The organism is Micromonospora sp. NPDC051924 (assembly GCF_055586005.1).
In genome coordinates, this window is the sequence record NZ_JBVJJA010000019.1 from 42,021 (window position 1) to 57,955 (window position 15,935).

The window sequence follows — 15,935 nt, forward strand, 5'->3', positions numbered from 1 at the left end:
GGCCGGGCCGCGGTGATAGCCGCCGGTCGGCCCGTCCCTGGCCTAGTTGGCGGCGGCGGGCGGCAGCGCCTCCTGGGCGACGTACGTGCCGAGCGGCACGGTGGTCACGACCGGCTCCGGCTGCTCCGGCTCGACGTACGGGGCGGGCGAGTCGGCGACCGCGAACTGGGTGCGGTAGAGCTCGGCGTACAGGCCACCGACGGCGACCAGCTCCTCGTGCCGGCCGCGCTCGACGATCCGCCCCTCGTCGAGGACGAGGATCTGATCGGCGTCCCGGACCGTGGAGAGCCGGTGCGCGATGACCAGCGCGGTACGCCCGGTCAGCGCCACCGACAGCGCCCGCTGCACCGCCGCCTCGCTCTCCGAGTCCAGGTGCGCGGTGGCCTCGTCGAGGATGACGATCGACGGGGCCTTGAGCAGCAGCCGGGCGATGGCGATGCGCTGCTTCTCACCGCCGGAGAAGCGGTAGCCCCGCTCGCCGACGGTGGTGTCGAGCCCGTCGGGCAGCGCCCGGACCAGGTCGGCGACCTGCGCGCCCGCCAGCGCCGCCCAGATCTCGTCGTCGGTGGCGTCCGGCTTGGCGTAGCGCAGGTTCTCCCGGATGGTCTCGTGGAACAGGTGGGAGTCCTGGGTGACCACGCCGATCTCGTCGCGCAGCGAGGCGAGGGTGGCGTCCCGGACGTCGACGCCGCCGACCAGCACCCGCCCGTCGGTCACGTCGTAGATCCGGGAGATCAGCATGGACAGCGTCGACTTGCCGGCGCCGGAGGGGCCGACCAGGGCCACCATCTGCCCCGGATCGACGGTGAACGAGACGCCCTTGAGCACCGGCTCGTTGACCGTACGGTCCAGCGCGGCGACCTCCTCCAGGGAGGCCAGCGACACCTCGGCGGCGCTCGGGTAGCGGAACCGCGCGTCGCGGAACTCGACCCGACCGTTGCCCCGGGGCACCGGAACCGCGTCCGGCTTCTCGGCGATGCCGGGACGCAGGTCGAGCACCTCGAAGACCCGGTCGAACGAGACCAGCGCGCTCATCACGTCCACCCGGACGTTGGACAGCGCGGTGAGCGGGCCGTACAGACGGGTGAGCAGCAGCGCGAGCTTGACCACCGTGCCCGCGCTGACCGCGCCGGTGACGGCGAGCCAACCGCCCAGGCCGTAGGTGAGTGCCTGGGCGAGGGAGGCGACCAGCAGCATGGCGACGAAGAAGGTGCGCGAGTACATGGCGGACTGGATGCCGATGTCGCGGACCCGCTCGGCCCGGCGGGCGAACCGGTCCGCCTCCACCTCGGGCGAGCCGAAGAGCTTGACCAGCAGCGCGCCGGCGACGCCGAACCGCTCGGTCATGGTGGCGTTCATCTTGGCGTCGAGGTTGTACGACTCGCGGGTGATCTCGGCCAGCCGCCGGCCGACCCGGCGGGCCGGGATGATGAAGATCGGCAGCAGCACCAGCGCCAACAGGGTGATCTGCCAGGACAGGATCAACATCGCGCCGGCGGTGAGCACCAGCTGGATGACGTTGCTGACCACGCCGGACAGGGTCGAGGTGAAGGCCCGCTGGGCGCCGAGCACGTCGTTGTTGAGCCGGCTGACCAGCGCGCCGGTCTGGGTGCGGGTGAAGAACTGCAGCGGCATCCGCTGCACGTGGTCGTAGACCCGGGTGCGCAGGTCGAGGATGATGCCCTCGCCGATCCGCGCCGAATACCAGCGCTGGGCCAGCGAGAAGAGCGCGTCGGCGACGGCCAGCGCGCCGATGACCAGGGCGAGCTTGACCACGGTGGCGCCGGCGCCGGGGCCGCCGCCGGCGATCGCGTCGATGACGTCACCGGCGAGCAGCGGGGTGGCCACCCCGATCACCGCGGCGATCACCACGGTGATCAGGAAGACGGCGATGTCCCGTCGGTAGGGCCGGGCGAACGCGACGATCCGCTTGGCGGTGCCGCGCTTGAGCTGATGGGTGGAGACCTCGTCCTGGTTGCGCATCGACCGGAGCATGCTCCAGCCGGCCATGCCGCCACCGGCCATGTGGTTGGACACTCGTCACCTCCGGGTCGTCGGGCAGCGCCGGACCGTCGGGTCAATTCTCCCGACGACTACGACAACCTCGCGAGTAACCCGGATCTTCCCGAACGGTCCTTACTTATTCTGCCCGCCCGGCCAGATCGCGCAGCCGCCGGGTCTGCGCCTCGCGCTCGGCGCGCTGCTGCTCGGCGTGGGTACGCCCGGCCGCCCCGGCGAGCAGCGCCTTGATCTCCACGATCGCGTCCCGGTTGTTGGCCAGCAGGCCGGCGGCCAGGTCCCGCACCGCGGCGTCCAGCTCGGCGGTGGGCACGACCAGGGTGGCCAGGCCGATCCGGTCCGCCTCGGTGGCGTCCATCCGGCGGCCGGTGGCGCAGATCTCCAGGGCGCGGGAATAGCCGACCAGCTCCACGAGGCGCTTGGTGCCGGCCAGATCGGGCACCAGGCCGAGCGTCACCTCGGCCATGGAGAGCTTGGCGTCCTCGGCGAGCACCCGCAGGTCGCAGGCGAGGGCGAGCTGGAAGCCGGCGCCGATGGCGTGGCCCCGCACCGCGGCGATCGAGATCACGTCGGGGCGGTGCAGCCAGGTGAAACCGCCCTGGTACTCGGCGATCCGGTCCGCGGACTCCTGCTCGGACAAGGTGGACAGCTCGGCGAACGAGCCCGGGCCGGACGCACCCGCCACCGACAGGTCGAGGCCGGCGGAAAAGGCCCGCCCCTCGCCGCGCACGACGACGACGCGGACGTCGCCGGGCAGATCCCGGGAGAAGTCGCTCATCGCGCGCCACATCGCCGGGGTCTGGGCATTGAGCACGTCGGGCCGGCACAACGTGACCGTCGCGACCGGCCCGTCGCAGTCGAGTCGCACCCCGGTCGTCTCGGCGGTCACCGGACCGCCCGGGGCGCGGTGCTGATGGACGACGCTGGTGGGCGGGTCACGCCTTCTTGCGGCGCCGGGCGCCGCCACGCTGCCGCAGCTGTACGCCGGACTCGGTGAGCACCCGGTGGATGAACCCGTAGGAGCGGCCGGTCGAGGCCGCGAGCGAACGGATGCTCTCACCCGCGGTGTACCGCTTTACCAGGTCCTTGGCGAGCGTCTGACGCTCGGCTCCGACGATCCGGCGACCCTTCTCAGTGCTGGTGGCTGTGCCAGTGGCTGCCATGCTGATTCCTCACGTCCCAGACTGTGCGGTTCGGATACGGTCCCACCTATTAGACCGTCTCGAACGATCATGCGCCAGATATCAACTCTTCGCCAACCGACACGCTATGCAATGTCAGCTTCCCGATAGAGTGATCCTTCTGACCGGTCAGTCCGCCCCGGCCGGGTGGATCATGGCGAGCCGGCCGGCCGGCCGAGCCGTACCCTCCCTCGGGTGACCGAACCGCTCGCCGCCGCGGCCGCCGCCGCCCTGGTCTTCGCCGCCACCAACATCGACGACATCGTCGTGCTCACCGTGTTCTTCGTGGCGGCCCGCGGCACCGGCCGGCCCCGCCCCCGGGACATCGTGGTCGGGCAGTACCTGGGCATCGGCGCGCTGGTGGCCGCCGCCGTGGTGGCCGCCGCCGGGCTGCTGGTCGTACCCGATCCGTGGACCGGCCTGCTCGGCCTGCTCCCGATCGCGCTTGGGATCCGCGCGCTGCTGGCCCGCTCCGCCGACGACGAGCCGCCGGCCGTGGTCGGCGGCCTGCTCGGCGTGGCCGGGGTGACGATCGCCAACGGCGCCGACAACATCGCCGTGTACGTGCCGTTGTTCCGCTCCCTCGACCCCGCCGCCGGCGTGGTCTGGCTGCTGGTCTTCGCCGTGCTGGTGGCGGTCTGGTGCGCGGTCGCCGCCCTGCTCGGCGGGCACCCCCGGGTGGTGGGCCTGGTCGGCCGGGCCGGCCACTGGCTGGTCCCGGGCGTCTTCGTCGTCATCGGCGCGACCATCCTGGTCACCTCCGGCGTCCTCCCCCGCCTGGCGACCCTGCTCACCTGACCGGCGATCCACCCGACGCTCAGGCGAGTTCGACGAGTTCGAGGAGGTCGTCGCTCCAGGCGTCCTCGTCACCGTCGGGGAGCAGGATGGCGCGGTCGGGCTTGAGCGCGGTGACCGCACCGGGGTCGTGGGTGACCAGCACGATCGCGCCCGGGTAGCGGGCGATCGCGTCCAGCACCTGCTCCCGGCTGACCGGGTCGAGGTTGTTCGTCGGCTCGTCCAGCAGCAGCACGTTGGCGCCCGAGCAGACCAGGGTGGCCAGCGCCAACCGGGTCTTCTCCCCACCGGAGAGCACCCCGGCCGGCTTGTCCACGTCCTCGCCGGAGAACAGGAACGCGCCGAGGATCTTGCGCAGGTCGGTGTCGGTCTGCTCCGAGGCGGCGCTGCGCATGTGCTCCAGGATCGTCCGGTCCACGTCCAGGGTCTCGTGCTCCTGGGCGTAGTAGCCGAGGCGCAGGCCGTGGCCGGGGCGCACCTCGCCGGTGTCCGGTTCGAGGAGGCCGCCGAGCATCCGCAGCAGGGTGGTCTTGCCGGCGCCGTTCAGGCCGAGGATGGCCACCCGGGAGCCCCGGTCCACCGCCACGTCGACGTCGGTGAAGATCTCCAGCGACCCGTACGACTTGGACAGGCCGGAGGCGGTGAGCGGGGTCTTGCCGCACGGCGCCGGGTTGGGGAACCGGACCTTCGCCACCTTGTCCGCGACCCGAACCTCCTCCAGACCGGAGAGCAGCTTCTCGGCCCGGCGGGCCATGTTCTGCGCGGCGACGGTCTTGGTGGCCTTGGCCCGCATCTTGTCCGCCTGGGCCATCAGCGCGCCGGCCTTCTTCTCGGCGTTGGCCCGCTCCCGGCGGCGACGCCGCTCGTCGGTCTCCCGCGCCTCCAGGTACGCCTTCCAGCCCAGGTTGTAGACGTCGACCACGGAACGGGTGGCATCCAGGAACCAGACCTTGTTGACCACCGCCTCCAGCAGCGAGGCGTCGTGGGAGATCACGATCAGGCCGCCCTTGTGGTTGGCCAGGAAGCCCCGCAGCCAGGTGATCGAGTCCGCGTCGAGGTGGTTGGTGGGCTCGTCGAGCAGCAGGATGCCGCCGCCGTTCTCCCCCGCGTCCCGGAACAGGATCCGGGCCAGCTCGATCCGGCGGCGCTGGCCGCCGGAGAGGGTGCCGATGGTCTGCGCCAGCGCGCGGTCGGGCAGCCCGAGGTTGGCGCAGATCCGGGCCGCCTCGGCCTCGGCCGCGTACCCGCCGAGGGAGGCGAACTGGTCCTCCAGCGCGCCGTAGCGGCGGACCAGCCGCTCGTCGTCGGCGCCCTCGGCGAGCTTCGCCTCCAGCTCTGTCATCTGCGCCATGAGCACGTCCAGCCCGCGGGCGGAGAGCACCCGGTCCCGCCCGGTGACCTCCAGGTCACCGGTGCGCGGGTCCTGCGGGAGGTAGCCGATCGCGCTGCGCCGGTCGAGCTGCCCGGCGTACGGCTGCCCCTCCCCGGCGAGGACCTTCAGGGTGGTGGTCTTGCCGGCGCCGTTGCGGCCGACCAGGCCGATCCGGTCGCCCGGCTGCACCCGCAGGGTGGTGTCGGACAGCAGGATCCGGGAACCGGCGCGCAGTTCCAGGCCGGTGGCAGTGATCATTTCGAGGTACTCGCTCTCGGGGTCCGGAAAGGCTGACTCAGGGCACGCGAAAGCGCCGGCGGGTCATCAGTTCCCGTCGGCGCGGGGCGGTTCAGCCTTCGCAGCGCAGCACGCGGCCAAGTGTACCGGGCCGCCCCTGGTGGTCCCCCCGGATTACCCGACAAGATCATCGGGTACCGAAAACGTCGTCCGGACCCGGTCCGGTACCGCAACCACCACACATGGACTAATCGGTGATCGGGGTCAACATGGAGCTGAACGAGAACGCGCGGATCGACACCAGCCAGGTGGATGATCGGCGAGGGTCCGGCGGAGGCGGCGGGATGGGCATTCCGATCCCGATCGGCGGCGGCCGGGGCGGGATCGTGGGCATCATCATCGCCGTGCTCGTCGCCCTGGTCGGCGGCGGCTTCGGACTGAACGCGATGAGCGGGGGCGGCGGCTCCGACCAGGGTGACAACACCTCCCTGGAGCAGAAGTGCTCCGCCAATGACAGGTTGCAGCAGCTGGACTGCCGTAACACCCTCTACGTGAACTCGATCCAGGCGTACTGGCGCAAGGCCATGCCGGAGGTCTTCGGCGAGCAGTACCAGCCGGCCAAGACGGTCTTCTTCAGCCAGAACGTGAACACCGGCTGCGGCGCGGCCGACTCCGGCGTCGGGCCGTTCTACTGCCCGGCCGACGACCTGGTCTACATCGACCTCACCTTCTACCGTCTGCTCGCCGACCAGCTCGGCGCGGAGGGCGAGTTCGCCCAGCCGTACGTGCTGGCCCACGAATACGGCCACCACGTGCAGGACCTGCTCGGCACCGAGGCGCAGATGCGCCGGCAGCAGCAGCGCGACCCGAACAGCGCCAACGCGCTCTCGGTGAAGCTGGAGCTGCAGGCGGACTGCTACGCCGGCGCCTGGGCGAAGAACGCCACCGGCACCGCCGATGAGCAGGGCCAGAAGATCTTCAAGAGCATCACGGAGCAGGACATCCAGCAGGCGATCGACACCGCCGAGAAGATCGGTGACGACGCCATCCAGAAGCGCGCCGGCCGCCCGGTGAACCCGGACGAGTTCACCCACGGCACCTCCGAGCAGCGCAAGCAGTGGTTCACCAAGGGCTACTCGACCGGCGACCCGAAGGCCTGCGACACCTTCGGCGGCAGCCTCTGACCCGCTCCCCGGGTCGGCATCGGGACCCCGGCGACGCTCCGTCGCCGGGGTCCCGCCCTGTCCAGGGGCAGCGGGCGAGGGCGGCGCCGGGGCAGGATGACCCGATGACCGCACCCCGGCTCCGGGTCGCCGCGTACGTGGTCCGACCCGGCACGCACGGCCCCGAGCTGCTCGTCTTCGACCACCTCGACTTCCCCGAGGCCGGCACCCAGGTCCCCGCCGGCGGGCTGGAGCCGGGTGAGACGCCGGCCGACGCCGCGGTCCGGGAGGTGGCCGAGGAGACCGGGCTGACCGGCGTCGAGGTGGTCGCCGAGTTGGGCGTGAGCGAACGCCCGCACCCGGTGACCGGCCGCGCCCGCCGGACCACGTACGTGCAGCTCCGGGCGACCGGCGGGCCGGCCGGCGAGTGGGCGCACGTCGTCGCCGGGGACGGCGAGGACGACGGCCTCCGATTCGCCTGCCGGTTCACCCCGCTGCCGCTGACCGCCCCGCTCGCCGACCAGCAGGACGAGTTCCTGGGTCGGCTCGACCCGGCCTGAGCGCCGGCCGCTTCCCGCAGGCGCGGCGACGCCGCGGTCGGTCGGACGAGGGCCGGCATGCCTTCGTTCCGCCTACGAACTTGATGACGTGCACGACTCAGCGCACCGGGTGTGACCGCGCGCCACCGCGGGCTCGGGCCGCGCCGGAATCGATCGACGCGAGTCGGCTACGTCATCAAGTTCGTAGCCTCTGCCACGAGATGAACGGCTCGTACGGCCGGCGGCCAGACGAGGACCGCCGGAGCACGGCCAGCCCGGCAAGGGCAGCCACGCACCAGACCTGGACGACGGCCGCGTCCGGACCCGAACCTCGGCCCGACGGTCCTGCCGGATCAGCCCAGGGCGTCGCGGTCGGGGTCGCGGACCAGGATGTGCACCGCGCGGGCGGCGGCGACCGCGCCGACCAGCACCGCGTGCCGGGGCTCCGGCACGTCGAGCAGCCGGTCCGCGCGCAGCGCGGCGAGCGGGGCCAACCGCCGGTCGGCCAGCACCGTGTCCACCGCCCGCCGGTCGCCGCCGCAGACCAGGGCCGCCAGGGTCGCCGCCTCCGGCAGCAGCAGGCGTACGGCCAGCTCCACCGCGTCACCCAGGGCCGCCTTCGCCTGGTTGTCCCGCCGGCGGGCGAACCGCTGCTGGGACCAGCCACCGGCGGCGGTGCGCCCCTGCACGTACCGGGTGTCCACCTTGGAGACGACGAGTTCGGTGCCGTCGGCCACCCCGACCGCCACCGCGCCCTTGCGGGCGAGCAGCAGGCCGAGCCGCCGGGGCGCCGCCGCCGCGGCCACGAATCCGGGTATGTCCGCGCTCTGCCGGGCGCCGGGCGGGGTGCGCAGCTCGGCGGTCGCGCCGTCCGGGGCGGCGAGCAGCAGACCGTACCCCTCGACGGTGCTGGTGGGCGGCCCGTGCCGGTCGGCGAAGCCCTCGACCCAGCGGGCGACGCGGGCCGGGTCGACCTCGACCCACCGGCCGCCCCCGGCCGCGGGTCGGCTGTTCATGGCACGACCGTACGACATGGCGGCCGTCGTCGGGCCGGCGGGCGTCGCTCAGCCGGGCAGCAGCGTGGCCACCGCGAGGGCGGCGATCAGGGCGCTGGAGACCAGGCCGGTGACCAGGCGCCCGCGTGGGCCGGCCAGCACCCGGCCGACCATGGTGCCGCCGCCGGCGACGACCAGTTGCCAGCTCGCCGAGGCCAGGAACGCCCCGGCCACGAAGAGCGCGGCGGCGGCCGGATCCGGATCGGCGGTGTCCTGGCGGCCGAGCACCAACGCGGCGAAGTAGACCACCGTCGCCGGGTTGAGCAGGGTCAGGCCCAGCAGCACCACGTAGGCCCGGCCGGGGCTGTTCAGCCCCCGTCCCGCAGCCGCCTCCGCGACCTCCCGGGTCCGCCGCGTGGACCAGGTCCGCCACAGCCCGTGGCCGGCGAGGCCGAGCAGCACCAGCGCGGCGACCACCCGCAGCGGCCCGGCGACCGGCGCGATGACCCCGGCCAGGCCGGCACCACCGAGCGCGGCGACCGCCGCGTAGAGGCCGTCGGCGGTGGCCACGGCGAGCGCCGCGGCCGCGCCGACCCGGAACCCGGTGCGGGCGCTGAGGCCGAGGATGAGGATCGCGATCGCGCCGACCGGCACGGCGACGCCGTAGCCGGCCACCAGACCGGCGAGGAACGCCCCGGTCACAACGGTGGGCGGCGGGTCGAGGCGGACCTGGGCGCGGTGCGCTGTCGACGCGCGGCGGTGGCCGCGCGGACAGGGACCTGCTTCGGGTACGCCTCGATCACCCGCTCATCCTGCCGCCCCGCCCGCGACCCCCGCCACCCGGTTTCCCCTGGAACGCGTCGAGCGCGACGCCCCGAGGGGTGTCGCGCTCGACGGGTGACCGGGTGCCGGTCAGACGTTGAAGCCGAGGGAGCGGAGCTGGTCGCGTCCCTCGTCGGTGATCTTGTCGGGACCCCACGGCGGCAGCCACACCCAGTTGATCCGGATGTCGTTGACCAGTCCCCCGCCGGGACCGGTGGTCAGCGCCTGCCGGGCCTGGTCCTCGATCACGTCGGTCAGCGGGCAGGCCGCCGAGGTCAGCGTCATGTCCAGCGTCGCCACGTTGTCGTCGTCGACGTGCACGCCGTACACGAGACCCAGGTCGACCACATTGATGCCCAGCTCGGGGTCGACGACGTCCTTCATCGCCTCCTCGATGTCGGCGACGGCGGCCTTGCCGCCGGCCGCCGGCGTGGTGGCGGTCTCCTCGCTCATGCCTTCACCTCCGTCGGGCTCACGCCCACCCCGGCGCGTGCCGCGGCGTCCTTGAACGCCATCCACGACAGCAACGCACACTTCACCCGGGCCGGATAGCGCGCGACACCCGCGAACGCCACCCCGTCTCCGAGCACGTCCTCGTCCGGCGTGACCTGGCCACGCCCGGACATCAACTCGACGAACGCCTCGTGCACCACCGCGGCGTCGTCCGCGGCCCGGCCGCGCAGCAGCTCGTGCAGCACGCTCGCCGACGCCTGGCTGATCGAGCAGCCCATCCCGTCGTACGAGATGTCGGTGAACACCTTGCCGTCGGTGGCCACCCGCACGGTGATCTCGTCGCCGCAGGTCGGGTTGACGTGGTGCGCCTCGCCGACCCGGGCGTCCGGGTCCCCCGCGTCCCGCAGGCCACGGCCGTGCGGGTGCTTGTAGTGGTCCAGGATGATCTCCTGGTAGAGCTGGTCGAGCTGCATCAGTCGAACACCTTCCGCACCTGCTCGAGACCGGCCACCAGCGCGTCGATCTCCTCCGTCGTGGTGTACAGGTAGAACGACGCCCGGGTCATTGCCGGAACGCCGAACCGGGTGCACACCGGCTTCGCGCAGTGGTGCCCGACCCGCACCTGCACCCCGAGCGAGTCGAGCACCTGCCCGACGTCGTGCGGGTGCACGTCACCGAGCGCGAACGAGATCGTCCCGCCCCGGCCGACCGGCACGTTCGGGCCGAAGATCCGCAGCCCGGGCACGGTGGCGAGGGCGTCCAGCGCGTACGCCGTCAGCTCCTTCTCGTGCCACTGGATGGCGCGCATCCCGACCCCGGTGAGGTAGTCCACGGCCGCGCCCAGCGCCACCGCCTCGGCGATCGGCGGGGTGCCCGCCTCGAACCGGGCCGGCGGTGCGGCGAACGTCGACCGTGCCATGGTCACCGTCTCGATCATCGAGCCGCCGCCCATGACCGGCGGCATCGCCGCCAGCAGCTCGGACCGGCCCCAGAGCACGCCGATGCCGGTCGGACCGCACATCTTGTGGCCGGTGAAGACGATGAAGTCGACGTCGTAGTCGACCACGTCCATCGGCATGTGCGGCACCGACTGCGAGCAGTCGAGCAGCAGCAGGGCACCCACCTCCCGGACCCGCTGGGTGATCCGCGCGGTGGCGTTGACCGTGCCGAGGATGTTGGAGGTGTGCACCAGCGAGACGATCTTCGTCCGCTCGGTGACCAGCTCCTCGAGCCCGGACTCGTCCAGCCGGCCGTGGTCGGTGACCGGGAACCAGCGCAGGGTCGCGCCGGTCCGCTCGGCGAGGAGCTGCCACGGGACGATGTTCGAGTGGTGCTCCATCTCGGAGATCACGATCTCGTCGCCGGGGCCGATCCGGAACCGCGGGTCGGCGTCAGGGCGCAGCGAGGCGTTGGAGAACGCGTACGCCACGATGTTGATCGCCTCGGTGGAGTTCTTGGTGAACACCACCTCGTCCACGCTCGGCGCGTTGATGAACGCGGCGACCTTCGCCCGCGCCCCCTCGTACGCCTCGGTCGCCTCGGTGCCCAGGGTGTGCACCGAGCGCGACACGTTGGCGTTGTGCCGGGCGTAGTGCTCGGCGAGCACGTCGAGCACCTGCCGCGGCTTGTGCGAGGTGTTGGCGCTGTCGAGGTAGACCAGCCGGTGCCCGTTGACCTCCCGGTCCAGGATCGGGAAGTCGGCCCGCACCCGCGCCACGTCGAAGCGGGGCACGTCGTCGTACTGCGGCATGCCCGCCGGGATCGCGATGGAGGTCATCGGGTGCTCGCTCAGGCCCGCGCCGAACCGGCCCCGGCGACGTACCGCTCGTAGCCCGCTTCCTCGAGCTTGTCGGCCAGCTCCGGGCCGCCCTGCTCGACGATCCGGCCGGCCACGAAGACGTGCACGAAGTCGGGCTTGATGTAGCGCAGGATGCGGGTGTAGTGGGTGATCAGCAGCAGGCCGGTGTCGCCGGTGTCGCGGACCCGGTTCACGCCCTCGCTGACCACACGCAGCGCGTCCACGTCGAGGCCGGAGTCGGTCTCGTCGAGGATGGCCATCTTCGGCTTGAGCAGCTCCAGCTGCACGATCTCGTGCCGCTTCTTCTCGCCGCCGGAGAAGCCCTCGTTGACGTTGCGCTGGGCGAACGCCGGGTCCATCTGGAGCTTCTCCATGGCGCCGCGCAGCTCGCCGGCCCAGGTGCGCAGCTTCGGCGCCTCGCCGTCGATGGCGGTCTTGGCGGTACGCAGGAAGTTGGCGACGGAGACGCCGGGCACCTCGACCGGGTACTGCATGGCCAGGAAGAGGCCGGCGCGGGCCCGCTCGTCGACGGACATGGCCAGCACGTCCTCGCCGTCGAGGGTCACCGAGCCGCCGGTGATCTCGTACTTTGGGTGACCGGCGATCGAGTACGCCAGGGTGGACTTGCCGGAGCCGTTCGGGCCCATGATGGCGTGGGTCTCGCCCGACTTCACGGTCAGGTCGACACCGGCCAGGATCGGCTTGAGCTCACCCTCGGGCAGCTTGACCGACACCTTCAGGTCGCGGATCTCCAGGGTGCTCATTATCGGGTCACTCCATTGCTCGGCGTCAGGCTGACGTAGATGTCGCCGTCGCGGACTTCGACGGGGTAGACGGGAACGGGTTCGGTCGCGGGCAGCCCGGTGGGCTCGCCGGTACGCAGGTCGAAACGGGATCCGTGCAGCCAGCATTCCAGCGTGCAGCCCTCGACCTCGCCCTCGGAGAGGGGCACGGCGGCGTGCGAGCACTCGTCGTAGACGGCGTAGAAGTTGTCGTCGTCGCCGTGCACGATCGCGAGCTGGGTGCCGTCGACGTCGGCACTGATCGCGGTGCCCTTCGGCACGTCCTCGACGGCGCAGATCCGGATCATCAGGCGCCGGCCTTGGTCAGGCGCGCCTCGATCGCGTCGCCGAGCCGCTCGCGCAGCTCCTCGACCGGGATCTTGTTGATCAGCTCGGCGAAGAAGCCGCGGACCACCAGGCGGCGAGCCTCCTCCGCCGGGATGCCGCGGGCCATCAGGTAGAAGAGCTGCTCGTCGTCGAAGCGGCCGGTCGCGCTCGCGTGCCCGGCGCCGGCGATCTCGCCGGTCTCGATCTCCAGGTTGGGTACGGAGTCCGCCCGCGCGCCGTCGGTCAGCAGCAGGTTCCGGTTGATCTCGTACGTGTCGGTGCCGGTGGCCTCGGCCCGGATCAGCACGTCACCGACCCAGACGGTGTGCGCGCTGTCGCCCTGCAGGGCGCCCCGGTAGCCGACGTAGCTGCGGCAGTCCGGCACGGTGTGGTCGACCAGCTGCCGATGCTCCAGGTGCTGCCCCGAGTCGGCGAAGTAGAGGCCGTACAGCTCGGCCTCGCCGCCGCGCTCGGCGTACTCCACCGAGGTGTACTGCCGGACCAGGTCACCGCCGAGGCTCACCTGCACGTGCACGACCTTGGCGTCGCGGCCCAGCTTCACCTTGAGGTGCTGCGCCTGGACGGCGTCCTCGGCCCAGTCGGCGATGGTGACCAGGGTCAGCTTCGCGCCGTCGGCCACCGCCACCTCGACGTTGTCGGCGAGGGTGGCGGAGCCGGCGTGCTCCAGCACCAGGGTCACCTCGGCGAACCGGCCCACCTCGACGAAGGTGTGGCCGAAGGCCAGCGCGTCGGCGCTCTCGCCGACCACCCGCAGGCTCACCGGCGCCTCGACCACGGCGTCCCGCGCGACCTGCACCAGCAGCGCCTGCTCGACCCCGCCGTACGCCAGTGCGCTGACCCGGTCGAACGGGGTGAGCACACTGCCCACCCGCGGGTCGTCCTTGCCGATCCGGTCGACGGTGACGCCCTCGGGCAGGTCGGCGTACTCGTGGCGGACCGCGCCGGTCGCGGCCTGCGTCCCACCGACCAGGCCGCGCAGGCGCTTGAGCGGGGTGAAACGCCACTCCTCCTCCAGGCCGGTCAGGGCCGGGAAGTCGGCGACGTCGTACGAGCGGAGCGCCTGCGACTTGGTGGCGGGCGGCGCGGAAGCCTGGGTAGTCATCTCTTCCTTGGTCTGTTCAGCGATTAATCGGAGGGTCGGTCGGGCTGGTCGCGACGCGGCGCGACGGGTCCGGGCCGCGCGAGGGCTGGCCGGGTCAGCCGACCGCGCCCTCCATCTGGAGCTCGATCAGGCGGTTGAGCTCGAGGGCGTACTCCATCGGGAGCTCCTTGGCGATCGGCTCGATGAAGCCGCGCACGATCATCGCCATCGCCTCGTCCTCGCTCAGCCCCCGGCTCATCAGGTAGAAGAGCTGGTCGTCGCTGATCTTGGAGACGGTCGCCTCGTGCCCCATCGACACGTCGTCCTCGCGGATGTCGACGTAGGGGTAGGTGTCGGAGCGGGAGATGGTGTCGACCAGCAGGGCGTCGCACTTGACCGTGCTCCGGCTGCTGTGCGAGCCCTCCAGCACCTGCACGAGACCCCGGTAGGAGGTGCGGCCGCCGCCCCGGGCGATCGACTTCGACACGATGGTCGAGGAGGTGTGCGGCGCGGCGTGCACCATCTTGGCGCCCGCGTCCTGGTGCTGGCCCTCGCCGGCCATGGCCACCGAGAGCACCTCGCCCTTGGCGTGCTCGCCGGTCATGTAGACCGCCGGGTACTTCATGGTGACCTTGGAGCCGATGTTGCCGTCGACCCACTCCATGGTGGCGCCCTCGTGGCAGACGGCGCGCTTGGTGACCAGGTTGTAGACGTTGTTCGACCAGTTCTGGATGGTCGTGTAGCGGCACCGGGCGTTCTTCTTGACGATGATCTCCACGACCGCGCTGTGCAGCGAGTCCGAGGAGTAGAGCGGCGCGGTGCAGCCCTCGACGTAGTGCACGTACGCGCCCTCGTCGACGATGATCAGCGTCCGCTCGAACTGGCCCATGTTCTCCGTGTTGATCCGGAAGTAGGCCTGCAGCGGGATCTCCACGTGCACGCCCTTCGGCACGTAGATGAACGAGCCACCGGACCAGACGGAGGTGTTCAGCGCGGCGAACTTGTTGTCGCCGACCGGGATCACCGTGCCGAAGTACTCCTTGAAGATGTCCTCGTGCTCGCGCAGCGCGGTGTCGGTGTCGAGGAAGATGACACCCTGCTCCTCGAGGTCCTCACGGATCTTGTGGTAGACGACCTCGGACTCGTACTGCGCCGCGACGCCGGCGACCAGCCGCTGCTTCTCCGCCTCGGGGATGCCCAGCCGGTCGTAGGTGTTCTTGATGTCCTCGGGCAGGTCCTCCCAGCTGGTGGCCTGCTTCTCGGTGGACCGCACGAAGTACTTGATGTTGTCGAAGTCGATCCCGGTGAGGTCGGCGCCCCAGGCCGGCATCGGCTTGCGCCCGAACAGCCGCAGGCCCTTCAGGCGCAGGTCGAGCATCCAGGCCGGCTCGTTCTTCTTGGCCGAGATGTCCCGGACCACCGCCTCGTTGAGGCCGCGCTGGGCGGACGCCCCGGCGACGTCGGGGTCGGCCCAGCCGTACTCGTAGCGACCGAGGGCGGCGAGCTGCTCCTCCTGGGTCAGGGGCTGGACGATCTGCTCGGTCATCTATCTGTCCTCACAGTGGTGACGGTGTTACCGGACTGGGCACGCGGCTGGGCGGGAATGTGCGTGGTGCACACCCCGTCGCCGTGCGCGATGGTGGCCAGGCGCTGCACGTGGGTGCCGACCAGACGGGAGATGACCGCCGTCTCGGCCTCGCACAGCTGGGGGAACTCGGCGGCCACGTGTGCCACCGGGCAGTGGTGCTGGCAGAGCTGGCCGCCGGAGGCGATCGTGGACGCGTTGGCAGCGTAGCCCTCGGCGGTGAGCGCCCCGGCGAGCGCCTCCGCCCGGGCCAGCGGGTCGTCGCCGGCGTCCTCCATGGCGGCCCGGCAGCGCGCCTCCAGCGCGGCGACCTGGTCGGCGGCGAACGCCTCCACGGCCGCGGAACCGCCGTTGCGCGCGATCCAGCGCAGCGCCGCGGTGGCCATGTTGTCGTAGTGGTGGGTGCCGCAGCGCACCCGGGCCGCCTCCGTCAGCACGAAGACCTTGGCCGGCCGGCCCCGGCCCCGGCTGCCCCGCACGACCTGCTCGCGGGCGACCACGTCGCCGTCGGCGAGCATCGCGTCGAGGTGACGGCGGATCGCGGCCGGGCTGAGCCCGAGCGCCGAGCCGAGCTGGGCGGCGGTGGTCGCGCCCCGCTCCAGCAGGAGCTGGGTGACCCGGTCCCGGGTGGAGAGGTCGGCGGACGCGGCCGAGCTGGCGACCGCACGGGTCACCGGGCCTCGGGAGAGCGCCGCGTTTTTCACAACGGCAACGTTACGTAATTCGCCGAGGGCCCGCAAACCCGGGGTCCGGTGATCCCGACCA

At 71.9% G+C, this 15,935-nt stretch carries 17 protein-coding genes; 3 read left to right on the plus strand and 14 right to left on the minus strand.

Features of this window, described 5'->3' with window-relative positions; genetic code table 11:
- Positions 1-42: 42 nt before the first annotated feature.
- From ACZ6S5_RS17055 to ACZ6S5_RS17065, 3 genes are all read right to left on the minus strand, one after another.
- Positions 43-2,025, minus strand: a complete 1,983-nt coding sequence (locus tag ACZ6S5_RS17055) for an ABC transporter ATP-binding protein (RefSeq protein ID WP_466001498.1) — start codon at positions 2,023-2,025, stop codon at positions 43-45.
- Between the two features lie 115 nt (positions 2,026-2,140).
- Positions 2,141-2,908 carry an enoyl-CoA hydratase/isomerase family protein gene (locus ACZ6S5_RS17060; RefSeq protein WP_466001355.1) on the minus strand — a complete coding sequence of 256 codons (768 nt, stop codon included), beginning with the start codon at positions 2,906-2,908 and terminating at the stop codon, positions 2,141-2,143.
- Between the two features lie 46 nt (positions 2,909-2,954).
- Complete coding sequence (locus ACZ6S5_RS17065) at positions 2,955-3,182, minus strand: helix-turn-helix domain-containing protein (RefSeq protein ID WP_302763103.1); 228 nt, start codon at positions 3,180-3,182, stop codon at positions 2,955-2,957.
- 213 nt (positions 3,183-3,395) lie between these two features.
- Between ACZ6S5_RS17065 and ACZ6S5_RS17070 the strand changes: the two genes are divergently transcribed.
- Positions 3,396-3,998 (plus strand): cadmium resistance transporter, encoded by a 603-nt coding sequence (locus tag ACZ6S5_RS17070; protein ID WP_466001357.1) that lies wholly within the window; start codon positions 3,396-3,398, stop codon positions 3,996-3,998.
- A gap of 19 nt (positions 3,999-4,017) precedes the next feature.
- Here ACZ6S5_RS17070 and ACZ6S5_RS17075 read toward each other — a convergent pair whose 3' ends face one another.
- Entirely contained in the window at positions 4,018-5,625 is a 1,608-nt protein-coding gene (locus tag ACZ6S5_RS17075; RefSeq protein ID WP_466001359.1) for an ABC-F family ATP-binding cassette domain-containing protein, read from the minus strand.
- 248 nt (positions 5,626-5,873) lie between these two features.
- Between ACZ6S5_RS17075 and ypfJ the strand changes: the two genes are divergently transcribed.
- Both ypfJ and ACZ6S5_RS17085 read left to right on the plus strand, forming a co-directional pair.
- Positions 5,874-6,788 (plus strand): KPN_02809 family neutral zinc metallopeptidase, encoded by a 915-nt coding sequence (gene ypfJ, locus ACZ6S5_RS17080; RefSeq protein ID WP_466001500.1) that lies wholly within the window; start codon positions 5,874-5,876, stop codon positions 6,786-6,788.
- 104 nt (positions 6,789-6,892) lie between these two features.
- The gene (locus ACZ6S5_RS17085; protein WP_466001361.1) at positions 6,893-7,327 is read left to right on the plus strand and encodes an NUDIX hydrolase; all 435 of its coding nucleotides are present in this window, start codon (positions 6,893-6,895) and stop codon (positions 7,325-7,327) included.
- Between the two features lie 332 nt (positions 7,328-7,659).
- Here ACZ6S5_RS17085 and ACZ6S5_RS17090 read toward each other — a convergent pair whose 3' ends face one another.
- The 10 genes from ACZ6S5_RS17090 to ACZ6S5_RS17135 all read right to left on the minus strand — a co-directional run bounded on the left by ACZ6S5_RS17090 (position 7,660) and on the right by ACZ6S5_RS17135 (position 15,874).
- A complete protein-coding gene (locus ACZ6S5_RS17090; RefSeq protein ID WP_466001363.1) occupies positions 7,660-8,322 on the minus strand; it encodes an acVLRF1 family peptidyl-tRNA hydrolase in 663 nt (220 codons plus the stop codon).
- A gap of 48 nt (positions 8,323-8,370) precedes the next feature.
- Positions 8,371-9,003, minus strand: coding sequence for a LysE family transporter (locus ACZ6S5_RS17095; protein ID WP_466001365.1), 633 nt, complete (start codon positions 9,001-9,003; stop codon positions 8,371-8,373).
- Positions 9,004-9,213: 210 nt separating this feature from the next.
- Positions 9,214-9,576, minus strand: a complete 363-nt coding sequence (locus ACZ6S5_RS17100) for a metal-sulfur cluster assembly factor (protein ID WP_466001367.1) — start codon at positions 9,574-9,576, stop codon at positions 9,214-9,216.
- Positions 9,573-10,049: a Fe-S cluster assembly sulfur transfer protein SufU gene (gene sufU / locus ACZ6S5_RS17105; protein ID WP_466001369.1), complete on the minus strand. Its 477-nt coding sequence runs from the start codon at positions 10,047-10,049 to the stop codon at positions 9,573-9,575. The genes ACZ6S5_RS17100 and sufU overlap by 4 nt, the downstream gene beginning before the upstream one ends.
- Positions 10,049-11,353: a cysteine desulfurase gene (locus tag ACZ6S5_RS17110; RefSeq protein ID WP_466001371.1), complete on the minus strand. Its 1,305-nt coding sequence runs from the start codon at positions 11,351-11,353 to the stop codon at positions 10,049-10,051. The genes sufU and ACZ6S5_RS17110 overlap by 1 nt, the downstream gene beginning before the upstream one ends.
- An 11-nt stretch (positions 11,354-11,364) precedes the next feature.
- Positions 11,365-12,138: a Fe-S cluster assembly ATPase SufC gene (sufC, locus tag ACZ6S5_RS17115; protein ID WP_466001373.1), complete on the minus strand. Its 774-nt coding sequence runs from the start codon at positions 12,136-12,138 to the stop codon at positions 11,365-11,367.
- The gene (locus ACZ6S5_RS17120; RefSeq protein ID WP_466001375.1) at positions 12,138-12,464 is read right to left on the minus strand and encodes a non-heme iron oxygenase ferredoxin subunit; all 327 of its coding nucleotides are present in this window, start codon (positions 12,462-12,464) and stop codon (positions 12,138-12,140) included. The genes sufC and ACZ6S5_RS17120 overlap by 1 nt, the downstream gene beginning before the upstream one ends.
- Entirely contained in the window at positions 12,464-13,606 is a 1,143-nt protein-coding gene (gene sufD, locus ACZ6S5_RS17125) for a Fe-S cluster assembly protein SufD (RefSeq protein WP_466001376.1), read from the minus strand. Before sufD ends, ACZ6S5_RS17120 begins: the two co-directional genes overlap by 1 nt.
- Before the next feature lie 94 nt (positions 13,607-13,700).
- A complete protein-coding gene (sufB, locus tag ACZ6S5_RS17130; protein WP_154227702.1) occupies positions 13,701-15,131 on the minus strand; it encodes a Fe-S cluster assembly protein SufB in 1,431 nt (476 codons plus the stop codon).
- Positions 15,128-15,874, minus strand: coding sequence for a helix-turn-helix transcriptional regulator (locus ACZ6S5_RS17135; RefSeq protein WP_466001378.1), 747 nt, complete (start codon positions 15,872-15,874; stop codon positions 15,128-15,130). Before ACZ6S5_RS17135 ends, sufB begins: the two co-directional genes overlap by 4 nt.
- Positions 15,875-15,935: the final 61 nt, after the last annotated feature.